The sequence below is a fragment of the Enterobacter cloacae complex sp. 402C9 genome (assembly GCF_050030745.1).
Taxonomy (GTDB): domain Bacteria; phylum Pseudomonadota; class Gammaproteobacteria; order Enterobacterales; family Enterobacteriaceae; genus Enterobacter; species Enterobacter intestinihominis.
Genome location: NZ_JBLGUW010000001.1, coordinates 4,562,013 through 4,578,590, shown reverse-complemented (window position 1 = coordinate 4,578,590; position 16,578 = coordinate 4,562,013). Strand labels below are relative to the sequence as shown.

11 protein-coding genes and 1 pseudogene are annotated in these 16,578 nt (G+C 57.5%); 6 read left to right on the top strand and 6 right to left on the bottom strand.

Annotated elements, in window-relative coordinates; all coding sequences use genetic code 11:
• The first annotated feature begins 60 nt into the window (after positions 1 to 60).
• Complete coding sequence (gene ilvD, locus ACQG1K_RS21765) at positions 61 to 1,911, top strand: dihydroxy-acid dehydratase (RefSeq protein ID WP_022649775.1); 1,851 nt, start codon at positions 61 to 63, stop codon at positions 1,909 to 1,911.
• Between the two features lie 2 nt (positions 1,912 to 1,913).
• Complete coding sequence (ilvA, locus tag ACQG1K_RS21760) at positions 1,914 to 3,458, top strand: threonine ammonia-lyase, biosynthetic (RefSeq protein ID WP_161177826.1); 1,545 nt, start codon at positions 1,914 to 1,916, stop codon at positions 3,456 to 3,458.
• Between the two features lie 45 nt (positions 3,459 to 3,503).
• Here the strand turns inward: ilvA and ilvY are convergent, their stop codons facing one another.
• Positions 3,504 to 4,394 carry an HTH-type transcriptional activator IlvY gene (ilvY, locus tag ACQG1K_RS21755; protein ID WP_017382574.1) on the bottom strand — a complete coding sequence of 297 codons (891 nt, stop codon included), beginning with the start codon at positions 4,392 to 4,394 and terminating at the stop codon, positions 3,504 to 3,506.
• Between the two features lie 152 nt (positions 4,395 to 4,546).
• Here ilvY and ilvC point away from each other — a divergent pair, with 152 nt between their 5' ends.
• Positions 4,547 to 6,022 carry a ketol-acid reductoisomerase gene (gene ilvC / locus ACQG1K_RS21750; RefSeq protein ID WP_022649773.1) on the top strand — a complete coding sequence of 492 codons (1,476 nt, stop codon included), beginning with the start codon at positions 4,547 to 4,549 and terminating at the stop codon, positions 6,020 to 6,022.
• 36 nt (positions 6,023 to 6,058) lie between these two features.
• On the opposite strand, the gene trmL is transcribed toward ilvC, so the two are convergent.
• From trmL to lldP, 5 genes are all read right to left on the bottom strand, one after another.
• Positions 6,059 to 6,532: a tRNA (uridine(34)/cytosine(34)/5-carboxymethylaminomethyluridine(34)-2'-O)-methyltransferase TrmL gene (gene trmL, locus ACQG1K_RS21745; protein ID WP_022649772.1), complete on the bottom strand. Its 474-nt coding sequence runs from the start codon at positions 6,530 to 6,532 to the stop codon at positions 6,059 to 6,061.
• A gap of 46 nt (positions 6,533 to 6,578) precedes the next feature.
• Entirely contained in the window at positions 6,579 to 7,919 is a 1,341-nt protein-coding gene (locus ACQG1K_RS21740) for an MFS transporter (RefSeq protein ID WP_048966146.1), read from the bottom strand.
• Positions 7,920 to 8,098: 179 nt separating this feature from the next.
• A complete protein-coding gene (gene lldD / locus ACQG1K_RS21735) occupies positions 8,099 to 9,286 on the bottom strand; it encodes an FMN-dependent L-lactate dehydrogenase LldD (protein WP_022649770.1) in 1,188 nt (395 codons plus the stop codon).
• A complete protein-coding gene (lldR, locus tag ACQG1K_RS21730; RefSeq protein WP_023298877.1) occupies positions 9,283 to 10,056 on the bottom strand; it encodes a transcriptional regulator LldR in 774 nt (257 codons plus the stop codon). The genes lldD and lldR overlap by 4 nt, the downstream gene beginning before the upstream one ends.
• Positions 10,053 to 11,708: an L-lactate permease gene (lldP, locus tag ACQG1K_RS21725; RefSeq protein ID WP_367076285.1), complete on the bottom strand. Its 1,656-nt coding sequence runs from the start codon at positions 11,706 to 11,708 to the stop codon at positions 10,053 to 10,055. Before lldP ends, lldR begins: the two co-directional genes overlap by 4 nt.
• A 1,098-nt stretch (positions 11,709 to 12,806) precedes the next feature.
• Between lldP and ACQG1K_RS21720 the strand changes: the two genes are divergently transcribed.
• From ACQG1K_RS21720 to ACQG1K_RS21710, 3 genes and pseudogenes are all read left to right on the top strand, one after another.
• Positions 12,807 to 13,388, top strand: coding sequence for a fimbrial protein (locus ACQG1K_RS21720; protein ID WP_003860173.1), 582 nt, complete (start codon positions 12,807 to 12,809; stop codon positions 13,386 to 13,388).
• Positions 13,389 to 13,418: 30 nt separating this feature from the next.
• Positions 13,419 to 14,092, top strand: a pseudogene (locus tag ACQG1K_RS21715) (fimbrial biogenesis chaperone).
• A 70-nt stretch (positions 14,093 to 14,162) separates the two neighbouring features.
• Positions 14,163 to 16,577, top strand: a complete 2,415-nt coding sequence (locus ACQG1K_RS21710) for a fimbria/pilus outer membrane usher protein (protein WP_367076288.1) — start codon at positions 14,163 to 14,165, stop codon at positions 16,575 to 16,577.
• Position 16,578 lies beyond the last annotated feature (1 nt).

Genomic DNA, 16,578 nt, shown 5'->3' with positions numbered 1-16,578 from the left:
ATATAAATTTGGGACGGCACGCACCGTCCCATTTAATAGTCAGACGGGAGTAAATAAAGCATGCCTAAGTATCGTTCAGCCACCACCACCCACGGCCGTAATATGGCGGGTGCCCGCGCACTGTGGCGCGCCACCGGAATGACCGACGCCGATTTCGGCAAGCCAATTATCGCCGTGGTGAACTCCTTCACCCAGTTTGTGCCGGGCCACGTACACCTGCGCGATCTCGGTAAGCTGGTTGCCGAGCAAATCGAAGCCTCCGGCGGCGTGGCGAAAGAGTTCAACACCATTGCGGTGGATGACGGTATCGCAATGGGCCACGGGGGGATGCTCTATTCACTGCCGTCGCGCGAGCTGATCGCCGACTCGGTGGAGTACATGGTTAACGCCCACTGCGCCGATGCGATGGTCTGTATCTCCAACTGCGACAAAATCACCCCGGGGATGCTGATGGCCTCCCTGCGCCTGAACATTCCGGTGATCTTCGTTTCCGGCGGCCCGATGGAAGCGGGTAAAACCAAGCTTTCCGACAAAATCATCAAGCTCGACCTGGTCGATGCGATGATCCAGGGCGCGGACCCGAAAGTCTCTGACGAGCAGAGCGACCAGGTGGAACGCTCCGCGTGTCCGACCTGCGGCTCCTGTTCCGGGATGTTCACCGCCAACTCCATGAACTGCCTGACCGAAGCGCTGGGCCTTTCTCAGCCGGGTAACGGCTCGCTGCTGGCGACCCACGCCGACCGTAAGCAGCTGTTCCTTAACGCGGGCAAGCGCATCGTTGAGCTGACCAAACGCTACTACGAGCAGGACGACGCCAGCGCGCTGCCGCGCAACATCGCCAGTAAAGCGGCGTTCGAAAACGCCATGACGCTGGATATCGCCATGGGCGGTTCCACCAACACCGTTCTGCACCTGCTGGCCGCCGCGCAGGAAGCCGAAATCGACTTCACCATGAGCGACATCGACAAGCTCTCCCGCAAAGTGCCGCAGCTGTGTAAAGTCGCGCCGAGTACCCAGAAGTACCATATGGAAGACGTGCATCGTGCTGGTGGTGTCATCGGTATCCTCGGCGAGCTGGATCGCGCAGGGCTGCTGAACCGCAACGTGAAAAATGTGCTCGGCCTGACGCTGCCGGAGTCGCTGGACCAGTACGACGTGATGCTGACCAAAGACGACGCGGTGAAAAAGATGTTCCGCGCCGGTCCGGCAGGTATTCGCACCACGCAGGCGTTCTCGCAGGATTGCCGCTGGGACACGCTGGATGATGATCGCGCCGAAGGCTGCATCCGCTCGCTGGAACATGCCTACAGCAAAGACGGCGGTCTGGCCGTGCTGTACGGTAACTTTGCGGAAAACGGCTGCATTGTGAAAACCGCAGGCGTGGACGACAGCATTCTCAAATTCACCGGTCCGGCAAAAGTGTATGAAAGCCAGGACGAGGCGGTAGACGCTATCCTCGGTGGCAAAGTGGTGGAAGGCGACGTGGTGGTCATTCGCTACGAAGGGCCGAAAGGCGGTCCGGGCATGCAGGAGATGCTCTACCCGACTACCTTCCTGAAATCGATGGGCCTCGGCAAAGCCTGCGCGCTGATCACCGACGGTCGTTTCTCTGGCGGCACGTCAGGCCTCTCCATTGGCCACGTCTCCCCGGAAGCGGCAAGCGGCGGCAATATCGCGATCATCGAAGATGGCGACCTGATCGAAATCGACATTCCGAACCGCGGCATTCAGCTGAAGCTGAGTGACCAGGAGATTGCGGCCCGTCGTGAAGCGCAGGAAGCCCGCGGCGACAAAGCCTGGACGCCGAAAGACCGCCAGCGCGAAGTCTCCTTCGCCCTGCGCGCTTACGCGAGTCTTGCCACCAGTGCAGATAAAGGCGCGGTGCGCGATAAATCTAAACTTGGGGGCTAATGATGGCCGAGTCACAACCTTTATCCGCCGCACCCGAGGGGGCGGAATACCTGAGAGCGGTGCTGCGCGCGCCGGTCTATGAAGCCGTGCAGGTCACGCCCCTGCAAAAAATGGACAAACTCTCCTCGCGCCTCGACAACGTCATTCTGGTGAAGCGCGAAGACAGGCAGCCGGTGCACAGCTTCAAGCTGCGCGGCGCCTACGCGATGATGGCCGGGCTGACGGATGAGCAGAAAGCGCGCGGCGTCATTACCGCGTCGGCGGGCAACCACGCGCAGGGCGTAGCGTTCTCCGCGGCCCGTTTAGGGCTGAAAGCGCTGATCGTGATGCCGGTTGCCACGGCGGATATCAAAGTCGACGCGGTGCGCGGGTTCGGCGGCGAAGTGCTGCTCCACGGCGCGAATTTTGACGAAGCGAAAGCCAAAGCGATTGAGCTGGCGCAGCAGCAGGGTTTCACCTGGGTCCCGCCGTTCGATCACCCGATGGTGATTGCCGGGCAGGGTACGCTGGCGCTGGAACTGTTGCAGCAGGATGCCCATCTCGACCGCGTTTTCGTTCCGGTGGGCGGCGGTGGCTTAGCCGCTGGTGTGGCGGTGCTGATCAAACAGCTGATGCCGCAGATCAAAGTCATTGCCGTGGAAGCGGAAGACTCCGCTTGCCTGAAGGCGGCGCTGGATGCCGGGCATCCGGTAGACCTGCCGCGCGTCGGGCTGTTTGCCGAGGGCGTGGCGGTGAAGCGCATTGGCGACGAAACCTTCCGCCTGTGCCGGGAATATCTCGACGATATCGTCACGGTGGACAGCGATGCGATCTGCGCGGCGATGAAAGATCTGTTCGAAGACGTTCGGGCGGTGGCGGAACCGTCCGGCGCGCTGGCGCTGGCGGGCATGAAAAAATACATCGCGCAGCACAACATCCGCGGCGAGCGTCTGGCGCACGTGCTTTCCGGTGCCAACGTGAACTTCCACGGCCTGCGCTACGTGTCCGAGCGTTGCGAGCTCGGCGAACAGCGTGAAGCGCTGCTGGCGGTGACCATTCCGGAAGAGAAGGGCAGCTTCCTGAAGTTCTGTCAGCTGCTGGGCGGTCGTTCGGTGACGGAGTTTAACTACCGCTTTGCCGATGCCAAAGATGCGTGCATATTTGTCGGCGTGCGTCTGAGCCGTGGCGTGGAGGAGCGCAAAGAGATCCTCAGCCTGCTGCATGACGGCGGCTACAGCGTGGTCGATCTCTCCGACGACGAAATGGCGAAGCTGCACGTGCGTTACATGGTCGGCGGCCGTCCATCCAAGCCGCTCAAGGAACGCCTGTTCAGCTTCGAGTTCCCGGAATCGCCGGGCGCGTTGCTCAAGTTCCTGCACACGCTGGGCACCCACTGGAACATTTCTCTGTTCCACTACCGCAGCCACGGCACCGACTACGGCCGCGTGCTGGCGGCGTTCGAGCTGGGCGAGCACGAGCCGGATTTCGAAACGCGCCTGAACGAGCTGGGCTATGAGTGCCATGACGAAACCCACAACCCGGCGTTCCGCTTCTTCCTCGCGGGCTAAGGGTTGAGCTGCGTGTAGGCCGGGTAAGCGCAGCGCCACCCGGCTTTAGTGGTTCGGCAATATCTTCCAGAACGCATCAATAAGCGGCTCATGCAGCCGCTTTTTTTGTGCGCACACGCCAAGCTCGAACGGCGTTTTTTCGTCGCTGCGTTCTAAAATCATCACGCGATTGCGCACTGGCTCCGGGCTGTTTTCCAGCACCACTTCTGGCAGCAGCGCCACGCCGCAGCCGAGCGCCACCATCGACACCATCGCCTCATGGCCGCCGACCGTGGCGTAAATCGACGGGTTGCTGATTTTCTGGCGGCGGAACCACAGCTCAATGCGGCGGCGCACCGGCCCCTGATCGGCCATGATAAACGGCACCGTCGACCAGTCCGGTTTCTCCACCGAGACCTGGTTGCGCACAGGGCAGGGCAGCGCCGGGGCAATCAGTACTACCGCCAGATTCTCCAGCATTGAGAACGCTACCGCGCCCGGCAGGGTTTCCGGCTTCCCGGCAATCGCGAGATCCGCTTCGCCCGTGACCACTTTTTCCATCGCGTCGGCGGCATCGCCGGTGGTGAGCTTAATTTCAACCGACGGATGTTCCGCGCGGAAGCGGTCGAGAATGGGGGGAAGATGGCTGTAGGCGGCGGTCACGGAGCAGAAAATATGCAGCTCGCCGGAAAGCGACGGCCCCTGCTGGTCGATGGTGTGCCGCAGCTGCTGGTACTGCAACAAGGTTTGCTGGGCAAAGATGCGCAGCTCTTCACCGGCTTCCGTGAGGGTGACGGTGCGGTTATCGCGCACGAACAGCGGCTGGCCGAGGTCTTCCTCAAGGCGCTGGATCTGGCGCGACAGCGTGGAAGGGCTGACGTGCATCGCCCGGGCGCTGCGGCCAAAGTGACGGCTTTCCGCCAGATGCAGGAACATTTTCAGATCGCGTAAATCCACCGATTCCACTCCCTCTTTTTACATTGCATAAATTGCAATGTGACGTTGTGAATATATCAATTTCCGCAATAAATTTCCTGTTGTAATGTGGGTACATTCTCGCTGAAACGCGAACCGAACAATAAGACACACAACATCACGAGGTATCACCCATGGCTAACTACTTTAATACACTGAATCTGCGCCAGCAGCTGGCGCAGCTGGGCAAATGCCGCTTCATGGCGCGCGATGAATTTGCCGATGGCGCGAGCTACCTTCAGGGTAAAAAAGTGGTCATTGTTGGCTGTGGCGCACAGGGTCTGAACCAGGGCCTGAACATGCGCGACTCCGGGCTGGATATCTCCTACGCCCTGCGCAAAGAAGCGATTGCTGAAAAGCGCGCTTCCTGGCGTAAAGCGACCGAAAACGGCTTCAAAGTAGGTACCTACGAAGAGCTGATCCCGCAGGCGGACCTGGTGGTTAACCTGACGCCAGACAAGCAACACTCAGACGTTGTGCGTTCCGTACAGCCGCTGATGAAAGACGGCGCTGCGCTGGGTTACTCCCACGGCTTCAACATCGTTGAAGTGGGCGAGCAGATCCGTAAAGACATCACCGTAGTGATGGTGGCACCGAAGTGCCCGGGCACCGAAGTGCGCGAAGAGTACAAACGTGGTTTCGGCGTACCGACGCTGATCGCCGTTCACCCGGAAAACGATCCGAAAGGCGAAGGCATGGCGATTGCCAAAGCCTGGGCAGCGGCCACCGGCGGCCATCGTGCGGGCGTACTGGAATCTTCCTTCGTTGCGGAAGTGAAATCTGACCTGATGGGCGAGCAGACCATTCTGTGCGGCATGCTCCAGGCGGGTTCTCTGCTGTGCTTCGACAAGCTGGTGGAAGAGGGCACCGACCCGGCATACGCGGAAAAACTGATTCAGTTCGGCTGGGAAACCATCACCGAAGCGCTGAAGCAGGGCGGCATTACGCTGATGATGGACCGTCTGTCCAATCCGGCAAAACTGCGCGCGTTCGCACTCTCTGAACAGCTGAAAACCATCATGGCACCGCTGTTCCAGAAACACATGGACGACATCATCTCCGGCGAGTTCTCTTCCGGCATGATGGCGGACTGGGCGAATGACGATAAGAAACTGCTGACCTGGCGCGAAGAGACCGGTAAAACCGCGTTCGAAACGGCACCACAGTTCGAGGGTAAAATCAGCGAGCAGGAGTACTTCGATAAAGGCGTACTGATGATCGCGATGGTGAAAGCGGGCGTTGAGCTGGCGTTCGAAACCATGGTGGATTCCGGCATCATTGAAGAATCTGCGTACTATGAATCGCTGCACGAGCTGCCGCTGATCGCAAACACCATCGCCCGTAAGCGTCTGTATGAGATGAACGTGGTGATCTCCGATACCGCCGAGTACGGTAACTATCTGTTCTCTTACGCCTGCGTACCGCTGCTGAAAGAGTTCATGACTACCCTGCAAGCAGGCGATCTGGGTAAAGCGATTGCGGAAGGTGCGGTTGATAACGCGCAGCTTCGTGACGTTAATGAAGCGATTCGCAGTCACGAAATCGAGAAAGTGGGCCAGAAACTTCGTGGCTACATGACCGATATGAAACGTATCGCAGTAGCAGACTAAAAAGACAATCGGGTGGCGCAAGCCACCCGAACTGTTTTAGCTACGCAGTATCGCGCCGGGATAACCCAGCTGGCGCCACGCCTCATACACCACCACCGACACCGCATTCGACAGGTTCATGCTGCGGCTGTCCGGCATCATCGGAATACGAATTTTTTGCTCAGCGGGCAGGGCATCCAGAATGGTGGCCGGCAGGCCGCGGGTTTCCGGACCAAACATCAGATAATCTCCGTCCTGATAGCTTACGGCGCTATGCGCTGGCGTGCCTTTGGTGGTCAGGGCGAACATGCGCTGCGGCTTCTCTGCGTCCAGAAACGCGGCGTAATCGTGATGACGAACGACGGCAGTAAACTCATGGTAGTCCAGCCCCGCGCGGCGCAGACGTTTGTCGTCCCACGTAAAGCCCATCGGCTCAATGATGTGCAGACGAAAACCGGTGTTGGCGCACAGGCGGATGATATTGCCGGTATTGGGTGGGATTTCTGGTTCGAATAAGACGATGTTAAGCATGCTGCCCCCTTAATTGCGGGGGGCAGAATAGCAGAAAAGAGAGGGACTAGGCGACGCCCGGCTCCTGCGAGCGGCTATACAGCATTTTGTAGACGGTTGCCGCCGCGGCCACGAGAGCAGGCACGCTGAGGATCATCAAAATACTGTCCGCCTGCCACTGCATGGAGAGAAGCTGGGCGCTGGTCATGGTGCCCGCCACGCCGCCGAAGCGGCCGATCCCCTGCATCCAGGCGATACCCGTCGCGCGGCACTCGGTAGGGTAAAAGGTGGCGGCCAGGGTCTGCATCCCCGACTGCGCGCCGTTCATCGCGATCCCCATCAGGAAGATTAACCCGCCAAACAGGGTGATATGATTATGCTCAATGCCGAGTAAAAGAATCAGGCCCATCGTCAGCACGAAACCACACGCGACCACCTTGTGCGCTTCCCAGCGGTCCATCATCCAGCCCGCGAGCAGAATGCCAGCGGTGCCGCCGAAAGTGAACAGCGAGGTGAGCCAGGCGGATTCCGCCAGCGCATACCCCATCCCCTGCATCAGCGTTGGCATCCAGCTCAGCAGGACGTAATAAATCACCAGTCCCATAAAGTAGGTGACCCACAGCATCAGGGTGCCGGGCAGCCAGGGCATGGAAAACAGCTGCGACACGCTGCCTTTTTTCGACGCGACCTTCTCCTCCGCCAGGAAAAAGCCTGTGACGCTATCCAGCGTGCTGCGGGCGAACCGGCTGGCGATGCGGCGAACCTGCGCGACGTCTTTCCCGCGCTGCACCAGAAACTTCACCGACTCCGGCAACAGCAGCGCCAGCAGCACCGTTAAAATCAGCGGCGCAATCGCGCCGGTCAGCAGCACGCTTCGCCAGCCATGGTGAGGGATAAGCCAGGACGAGATCGCCCCGCCGCCCGCCGCACCCAGCGGAAAGCCGCAGTACATGGTGTTAATTGCCATGGCGCGGCAGCGCTGGGGGGCAAACTCTGAGATCAGCGTGATGGCGTTAGGCATCGCGGCGCCCAGCCCGAGACCGGTCAGAAATCGCCACAGCGTCAGGGTATTCAGACTTTGCGCCCAGGCCGTGCCCAGGCTCGCCAGGCCGAAGAACAGGCATGAAAAGACCAGTACGCGCTTGCGTCCCATACGGTCCGATACCGGACCTGCAATAAGAGCTCCCAGCGACAGCCCCAGTAGCGCCGCACTCAACACCGGCCCCAGATCCTGTTTATGTATTCCCCACTCCGCCGACAGCGTAGGCGCAATGTAACCCATCGCGGCGGTATCAAACCCATCGATCGCCAACACCAGAAAGCCCAGCACAATAAGAAGCCAGTGAAACCCTGAAAAAGGACTCTCATCGATCACCTGCTGAATATCCACCCGACCTGAATACGTCATACGTTCCCCTCCGATGTGATGTTGTTTTTGTGTTCTTGTATTTGCTTGTCTATACAATTGCGGAGGGCAGGCTGTGTCAAATTTTCTTATCCAGAATGTTACGCAGGTGTTATTTTCGACAAAAAAAGCGCCCGAGGGTAAAGCCGGGCGCGGAAGAAGGGGAGGCTAACCGGGGGAGATCAGGCCGCGTTTCCTTGAGAAAGGGGGGCCAGCGCCGCGGGCAGCTTACTGAGCTCCTGCACCAGAGAGTCTTTGCTGATTTCACCGATTGTTTTCGCACCGGTCAGGGTCATCGCCACCTTCATCTCTTTCTCGATCAGGTTCAGCAGATTCGCCACGCCCGCCTGGCCGCTGGTGGCCAGCGCGTACAGGTAAGCACGGCCCAGCAGCACACTGTCTGCGCCCAGGGCAATCATGCGCACCACGTCCAGCCCGTTACGGATGCCGCTGTCGGCCAGAATCGCAATATCGCCTTTCACCGCATCGGCAATGGCTGGCAGGGCGCGGGCGGAGGAGAGCACCCCGTCAAGCTGGCGGCCACCATGGTTAGAGACCACGATCCCATCGGCGCCAAAACGCACCGCGTCGCGCGCATCTTCCGGATCGAGGATCCCTTTGATCACCATCGGGCCGTCCCAGAATTCGCGGATCCACTCCAGGTCTTTCCAGGAGATGGATGGATCGAAGTTGTTCGCCAGCCAGCCGATGTAATCTTCCAGCCCGGTCGGTTTACCCAGGTAGGCCGAAATATTGCCCAGATCGTGCGGACGGCCATTCACGCCGACATCCCACGCCCACTGCGGGTGCGTCACCGCCTGCCAGTAGCGGCGCATCGCGGCGTTCGGACCGCTCATGCCGGAGTGCGCATCACGGTAGCGGGCGCCGGGCGTGGGCATATCGACGGTAAAGACCAGCGTTGAGCAGCCTGCCGCTTTGGCGCGCTCAAGGGCGTTACGCATAAAACCGCGATCGCGCAGGACGTAGAGCTGGAACCACATCGGGCGCTTGATGGTCGGGGCGACCTCTTCAATCGGGCAGACGGACACGGTGGAAAGGGTAAACGGGATGCCTTTGGCATCTGCGGCGGCGGCGGCCTGCACTTCGCCCCGGCGGGCATACATGCCGCATAAGCCGACGGGCGCAAGCGCCACCGGCATGGAGAGCGTCTCGTTAAACAGCTTCGTCTCAAGGCTCAGGTCAGACATATTCTTCAGCACGCGCTGGCGCAGGGCCACTTCCGACAGGTCCTCCACGTTGCGGCGCAGGGTATATTCGGCGTACGCCCCGCCGTCAATGTAGTGGAACAGGAATGGCGGCAAAATGCGCTGTGCCGCGGCGCGATAGTCACTGGCTGCGGAAATAATCATGCTTTGTTCTCCCTGGAAATATCACTCTCGCCAGGCAGACGGGTAATACGCGCCTGTCGGGCCTGATCTTCATCGAATCGTTTAATGGTGGTATGCACGAAGCCGAGATGCGCCATCATCGCCTTGCGCGCGGCCTCGGCATCACCGGCCAGAATGGCGTTGAGCACCGCCTCGTGCTGTTCGGTCAGTTGGGCAAATACCGGCGGCACCAGATACATGCGCTGGCGGCTCTGCTTCACGGAGGATTGCAGCAGGTCGAAGAACCCGCGCATGGTTTGCAGCAGAACCACGTTGTGCGAGGCCTCGGCAATCGCGAGGTGAAAACGCACGTCCGCCTGGGAGGCGATGTCCGGGTCGCTGCTTTGCGTGGCCTCAAAGCAGGCTTTGAGCTTCTCTTTGTCGGCCTCGGTTGCCCGCATCGCCGCATGCCACGCGGTGCTGGTTTCGATGGCGTGACGCGCTTCGAGGATGTCAAAGCTGTAGTCCGGGTCGTTTTCCATCAGCGTCTTAAGCGGCTGCACGATGTTTTGTTCGGACCAGTCGTCATGCTGCCAGCGCACGAAGGTGCCGCCGCCTCGACGGCTCAGCAGCACCCCTTCGCTGACCAGCGTCGCCAGCGCCTCGCGCAGTGAATTGCGCGACACGCCAAGCTGGGCGGCAAGCTGACGCTCGGCGGGCAATCTCATGCCCGCTTCCAGCTGTTGTTCTTCTATCAGCGCCCGTACGCGAGTGGCAATCTCGTCGGACAGGCGTCTGGGCATCACTATCATGGAATCATCCAGGTTAAGACATAGGCCTGCAATGTGGTGATCACGCCCACCATGCAGGTAAATATCAGGCTGTGTTTAACGGTAAAGCGGAACAGATCCGACTCTTTGCCTACCAGCCCCACCGCGGCACAGGCAATGGCGATGGACTGCGGTGAGATCATCTTCCCGGTCACGCCGCCGGTGGTGTTCGCGGCGACCAGCAGCACGTCCGAGACACCAATCTGCTGCGCGGCTGTGGCCTGTAGGGCGGCAAACAGGGCGTTAGATGACGTATCTGAACCGGTCAGGAACACCCCCAGCCAGCCGAGGAACGGCGAGAAGAAGGTAAACGCGTGGCCGGTATGCGCCAGCGCTAACGCCAGCGTCGACGACAGGCCGGAGTAGTTCGAAATAAACGCGAACGCCAGCACCATGCCGATGGAGTAAATCGGCAGCATCAGCTCTTTAATCGTCGCCGCAAAGGTCTGCACCGCGGCGGCAGGCTTCATGCGCAGCCACACTACGGAAAGGATAGCGGCAAACAGGATGGCCGTGCCGGTGGCTGAGAACCAGTCGAACTTAAACACTGCCGCATACGGCGTGGCGTCGTGTACCACCGGCGGCATACGGGCGACCATTTTGTCGAGGAACGGCACGGAGATATTAATCACCATGTCGTACAGCGCGCCGCCCGGGGCGAACAGGGCTTTAAACGGCGGAATGCTCCACAGCGTCACGGTGGCGGTCAGGAACAGGAACGGTGACCACGCGCGCACAATCTGTCCGGCGGTATAGCCGGTGCGCGCCAGCGTCTGATCCACGTGTGATGCGCCCATGTCAGCAAAGCGGAAGATACGTACCGGCTGCCAGCGTTTCAGGAACAGCGTCAGACAGACCAGCGACATCAGGGAAGAGATGATGTCCGGCAGTTCCGGGCCGAGGAAGTTGGAGCTGAGATACTGGGCAATGGCGAACGAACCGCCCGCTACCATCACCGCAGGCCAGGTCTCCTTCACGCCGCGCCAGCCGTCCATAATCGCCATGATCCAGAACAGCACGATAATGGTCAGGAACGGCAGCTGGCGGCCCACCATCTGGCCGATCTCGAAGCTGTCCAGCCCGGTCACCTGGCCCGCCACCAGAATAGGAATGCCCATCGCGCCAAACGCCACCGGGGCGGTATTCACAATCAGGCACAGGCCAGCGGCATACAGCGGGTTAAAGCCCAGACCGACCAGCAGGGCGGCGGTGATGGCCACCGGTGCGCCGAATCCTGCCGCCCCTTCCAGAAATGCTCCGAAGGAGAAGCCGACGATCAGCATCTGCAAACGCTGGTCCGGCGTGATGGAGAGAATCGACGAGCGAATAATGTCGAACTGCCCGGTTTTGACCGAGATTTTGTAGACAAAGACGGCGGCGATGATGATCCACGCAATCGGCCACAGTCCGTAGAAGAAGCCATAGACGACGGAGGCCAGCGCGCGATCGACCGGCATTTTGTAGAAGAACAACGCCACCATCAGGGCGATGGCAACGGTATACGTCGCGGCGAGGTAGCCCTTCAGCTTGAGCTTAATCAGCGCAAAGAAGAAAAACAGGATCGGTAGCGATGCGATCAGGCTCGACAGCCAGATATTTCCGGCCGGATCGTAGTTTTGTTGCCAGAGGCTCATGCAGGTCTCCTGAGGACCACACAGTGTTCGTCGGGTGAGTCTCTGCTCATCTCTGCGTCACACTTAGTGTAAAAGTGGTCCTTCCAATATTGTGATGTAGGGTTAATGACAACAAATGGTTAACCAAGTGTTGCTATTCAGCAATTGTTTTGTGAAGTGGAGCATCGAAATTGTGAACGATGGATAGCTTTGTACGTGATTGGTAGGACCAAACCCGCAAAATCAAATCACCGTGTGCATTGGGAGCGGTGGTCAGGTGGAGAGCCTTACATTCGCCTTTTAAGCAGATACGGCGCGTAAAAGAGGTTATATAAAAAGGAGAGGTGATAATATTGCGTGAATTGAATGAGGTTTGTTTGTTTTATTTGTGTTTTTGAGAAGCTGTATATGTGTGAGCATAGTGATATATTTCCTATAAATAAAAATTTTTTTTGGTTAAAAATGCGAAATCTAAGCTGTAGCAAAAAATTTTAATTAAGGTAAATTTCACATATAGATTTTAACAGTGTATTACAAACGATCAATTGATGATCGATAAGGAAATATCCTGTTCAATTGCGGTTTTTCAGGATAAAGGGTAAGAATTTTGCGCTGAACAGACATTTTTTGGCTAATAATATTCTGAAATAAATTGATCAAACAATGATCAGTTGACTCTCTTGTAATTTAGTTGCGGTATTAAAAGCAGATTAATAATTATTAGGGCAATCGAAAGGGGTTAAATTTGTTAGTTGAGTGTTAATTTCTGAGTGTTTACAGACGCGGCATATTGCTTTTCAATGCGTAGACGTTAAAAGGCATTTGATTTACTATTTATTCAGAAGCAACGTAACAGAAGATTTTAAATTTATTACTAACCACAACGTATTCAGTGTTATTTTCGGCCAGAAGTCATTCCTCAGTTGAAGGATATCTGTGTATGGCCTTCTGAAAATATACGGATTATCACCATGGGATGGACCCTGCTTTATTCTATAAGGTCGCGTCACCCATTCTGCTAAAAACCTTTCGGTGGCGTTTTTAAATCCTTATAGCGGTTATTGTACCTGGTACAACAAGTCTATATCTGTTTAATTTACAGAGGGGAAAGTGTTCCAAATGAAAATCAAAAATGTGGCGCTGGCGATTGCCGCGGCGGGGCTGCTGTTATCTTCTCAATCAGTACTGGCAAGCAGTGATTCTGGCGTTAATGCTTCTCTGGATACCGGTGCGGGTTCGCAAAGTACGGGCGGGGTGATCAATTTTACCGGGAAGATTACCCTTATTTCCTGTGATATTACTCCGGCCTCTAAAAACAAAACGGTAGACCTTGGGGCGTGGGCAAAAAGCTACTTTGACGATCACAACGAAACGACGCCGCGCGAGTTCAAAATCAACGTGGAAAACTGCCCGGAGACGGTTGAATCGGTTGCGGTACTGTTTGACGGAACCAAAGATACGGTGAATGACACACTGCTTCAGGTTACGCCAGGTGAAGGTATGGCGACGGGTGTCGGCGTGAAGCTTTATAACAGCGATCGCAGCACGGCGATTAAACCGGGTACGGTATCTGAAACAACCGCACCGGATGATGAAGGCAATGCTGAATTAACTTTCTATGCCGCACTTGACAAAGATGGCACGGAAATCAACGCCGGCGATGTTAACGCCGTATCCAACTTCCTGATGGTTTATAACTGATTTCACTGTCAGCCACCTCCAGAGATAATAATGATGAAACGTTTATCGTATATTATGCTCACTGCATTAATGGTTAGTTCTGCGTCAGTTTCTGCTGGCGTTGTAATGGGGGGAACACGGATCGTATACCCGCAAAACAGCAAGGAGGTGGCATTTTCTGTTTCTAATATGGAAAGTGCGGTTCCCTATCTTATTCAGTCGTGGGTTGAAGGCGATGGGCCGGATAAAAATAACGCTGCGCCATTTATTGTCACACCACCTCTGTTCAGACTTGATCCGGAGCAGACCAACACGCTGCGTATTCAATATACCGGCGCTCCGCTGCCCACAGATCGTGAATCTGTATTCTGGCTCGATATTAAAGCGATAGCGCCAAAGCCAAAAGAGAGCAGCAACGAATTACAGGTAAACGTCAAATCGAAATTTAAAATATTCTACCGCCCGGACAACCTGAAGGGGACGCCGCCACGGCCTGGCAGAAAATAACGTTTTCGCGAACGGGAAAAGGGCTTAAGGCCGCTAACCCGACGCCATACTACGTCTCTTTTTATCGGCTGACCGTTGGCGGGCATAAAATTGAGCAGCCGGGCATGATCGGTCCAGGGGAAACCCGGGAATGGCCTGTGTCCGCCTCCGGGGGCGTAAACTGGTCGGCTATTAATGATTTTGGTGCCATCACCGCCACCCACACCCAGCCTCTTTAAGACCATGCCTTTTCGCCTGTTTTGTTACGCGCCGCTTTCGGTGTTGCTGCTTAGCTTCAGCTGCACGGGGATGGCCGAGGATTACTTTGATCCCGCCGCGCTGGAGCTTTCCTCTACTGAACAGAAAACGGCGGATCTGCACTATTTCTCTGAAAAGGGCGGGCAGATGCCAGGCACCTGGCTCGTGACGCTGGAGATTAACGGACGCGAGGAGCGGCATCAGGAGATCACCTTCGTCAATGAGAAAGGCAGCCTGCAACCCGTTTTTAGCGTATCGCTGCTGGAAGCGCTTGGCGTAAATGTAGGGGCCATTCCTGCATTCTCCCGGTTGCAGGAGGGAGAAACGTTCACGCACCTCGAGGATTTTATTCCGGCAGCGCGAACCTCTTATGATTTCAACCAGCAGCGTCTCTTTCTCAGCCTGCCGCAGGCGGCAATGAAACACCGCAGCCGTGGCTACGTGCCGCAGTCGCAGTGGGACGATGGTATCCCGGCGGCATTTACTGATTACAGTCTGTCGGGCGGTCAGGCCCGTCATCAGAGCGGGGTCACGACATCCAGCTATCTGAGCCTGCGTAACGGCATCAATCTGGGGGCGTGGCGGCTGCGTAACACCTCGGCCTGGAGCTACAGCGACGCGGGCGGCGACCATTTTCAGTCGCAAAGTAGCTGGCTGACCAGGGATATTCGCCGTCTTAACAGCCAGCTACGGATCGGTGATGCCTGGACCGCAGGCGACGTCTTCGATAGCGTGGCGTTTCGCGGGGTACAGCTCTCATCAAGCGAAAGCATGTTGCCCGACAGCCAGCGCGGCTTCGCACCAACCATCCGCGGCGTCGCACACAGCTTCGCTAAAGTCTCCGTTTCGCAAAATGGCTATGTGATCTATGAAACCTGGGTGGCCGCCGGGCCATTTATCATTAACGATCTGTTCCCGGGCGCACAAAGTGGCGATCTACAGGTTACGGTCACGGAAAGTGACGGCTCAACGCGCGTCTTTACCCAGCCCTATTCTGCGGTGCCGTTTATGCGACGCCAGGGCAGCCTGAAATACAGTCTCAATGCAGGACGATTTCACTCCGGCTCCGGTGATGCGCGTTCGCCCGAATTTGTTGAAGGCGCTTTCTTCTACGGTCTGCTCTCCAGGATGACGGTGTATGGCGGCTTTCGTACGGCGAGCAACTATCAGGCCGGTGCAATTGGCGTAGGCAGAGGGTTTGGCGCATTTGGCTCGCTGGGTATTGATGATACGCTGGCAAAAAGCCGTTTACCCGACGGCAAAAGCGCGATGGGGCAGGCGTGGCGCATTCAGTACCAGAAAGATTTCAGCGCTACCGGCACCGCCTTCAACCTGGCGAGCTATCGCTATGCCTCGCGCAATTACTACGAATTTAGTGAACTGAATCAGTCTGACAGCCAACAGCTGCAACTCAATAATCGCCGTAGCCGCTCGCAGGTCACTTTTTCACAGACGCTGGGTCAGTTCGGCAGCCTCAGCGTCTCGGCATGGATGCAGGATTACTGGCATACGTCCGGGCAGGATAAAACCATCCACATTGGCTGGTACACCAGCTGGCGGGGTATTTCCTGGGGCGCGGGGTATGACTACACCGACTCAGCGCTTGAGCAGCATCCCGATCGCACCGTGTCGTTTAACGTCAATGTTCCGCTTGGCAACTGGCTGCCGGGCAGTTCGGTCAGTTACTACGCCAACCACAACAATCGTGGGATGACCACGCAGCAGGTGTCACTCAACGGCAGCGCGCTGGCGAACCGCAACCTGAATTACAGCGTTCAGCAGAGTAAGACCAGTGAGGGAGAGGCCGACAGCACCAGCCTGGCGCTGCAATACAACGGTGGCTACGGCAACGTCAGCCTCGGTTATGACCACAGCCGAAACGGTAGCAACGCGAGTCTTGGACTCGCCGGAGGCGTTGTCGCCACGCAGTATGGCGTCACGCTTAGCCAGCCGCTGGGCGATACCGTCGCCCTGCTGCGCGTGCCCGGCGCGGCGAACGTTGAGCCGGAGGGCTACAACGGGATCCATACCGACAGCCGCGGCTATGCGGTCATGCCAACGCTCTCGGCGTATCGCAAAAATACCGTCAGCCTTGATACGGCGACGCTGGGTGAGAACGTCGACATTGAGCAAAGCGGTCTGACGCTCATTCCCACCAGCGGCGCGGTGGTGCTGGCCAATTACACAACCCACATTGGTTATCGCGTTCTGTTTTCCCTGCGCTACCACGGCGAACCGTTGCCGTTTGGCGCGCAGGCTGAAGTGGTGGAGCAGAACCGCCATTCTGCAAACCGAAGCATGGTCGCTGACGGCGGTCAGGCCTACCTGAGCGGGGTACCAGAGCGCGGCACCCTGCGCGTCACCTGGTATGAAAACGGGGAGCAGCAGCAATGCCAGACACCTTTCAGACTGGGGAAAGCTCATATGGCCCCCGGTATCGCCACGCTGTCCGTTGAGTGCCATTAGA

What these genes read in the sequence shown, in the direction of transcription:
- ilvD (WP_022649775.1), top strand. Translation starts at nt 61, where the DNA reads ATGCCTAAGTATCGTTCAGCCACCACCACCCACGGCCGTAATATGGCG.
- ilvA (WP_161177826.1), top strand. Translation starts at nt 1,914, where the DNA reads ATGGCCGAGTCACAACCTTTATCCGCCGCACCCGAGGGGGCGGAATAC.
- ilvC (WP_022649773.1), top strand. Translation starts at nt 4,547, where the DNA reads ATGGCTAACTACTTTAATACACTGAATCTGCGCCAGCAGCTGGCGCAG.
- trmL (WP_022649772.1), bottom strand. Translation starts at nt 6,532, where the DNA reads ATGCTTAACATCGTCTTATTCGAACCAGAAATCCCACCCAATACCGGC.
- ACQG1K_RS21740 (WP_048966146.1), bottom strand. Translation starts at nt 7,919, where the DNA reads ATGACGTATTCAGGTCGGGTGGATATTCAGCAGGTGATCGATGAGAGT.
- lldD (WP_022649770.1), bottom strand. Translation starts at nt 9,286, where the DNA reads ATGATTATTTCCGCAGCCAGTGACTATCGCGCCGCGGCACAGCGCATT.
- lldR (WP_023298877.1), bottom strand. Translation starts at nt 10,056, where the DNA reads ATGATAGTGATGCCCAGACGCCTGTCCGACGAGATTGCCACTCGCGTA.
- lldP (WP_367076285.1), bottom strand. Translation starts at nt 11,708, where the DNA reads ATGAGCCTCTGGCAACAAAACTACGATCCGGCCGGAAATATCTGGCTG.
- ACQG1K_RS21720 (WP_003860173.1), top strand. Translation starts at nt 12,807, where the DNA reads ATGAAAATCAAAAATGTGGCGCTGGCGATTGCCGCGGCGGGGCTGCTG.
- ACQG1K_RS21710 (WP_367076288.1), top strand. Translation starts at nt 14,163, where the DNA reads ATGGCCGAGGATTACTTTGATCCCGCCGCGCTGGAGCTTTCCTCTACT.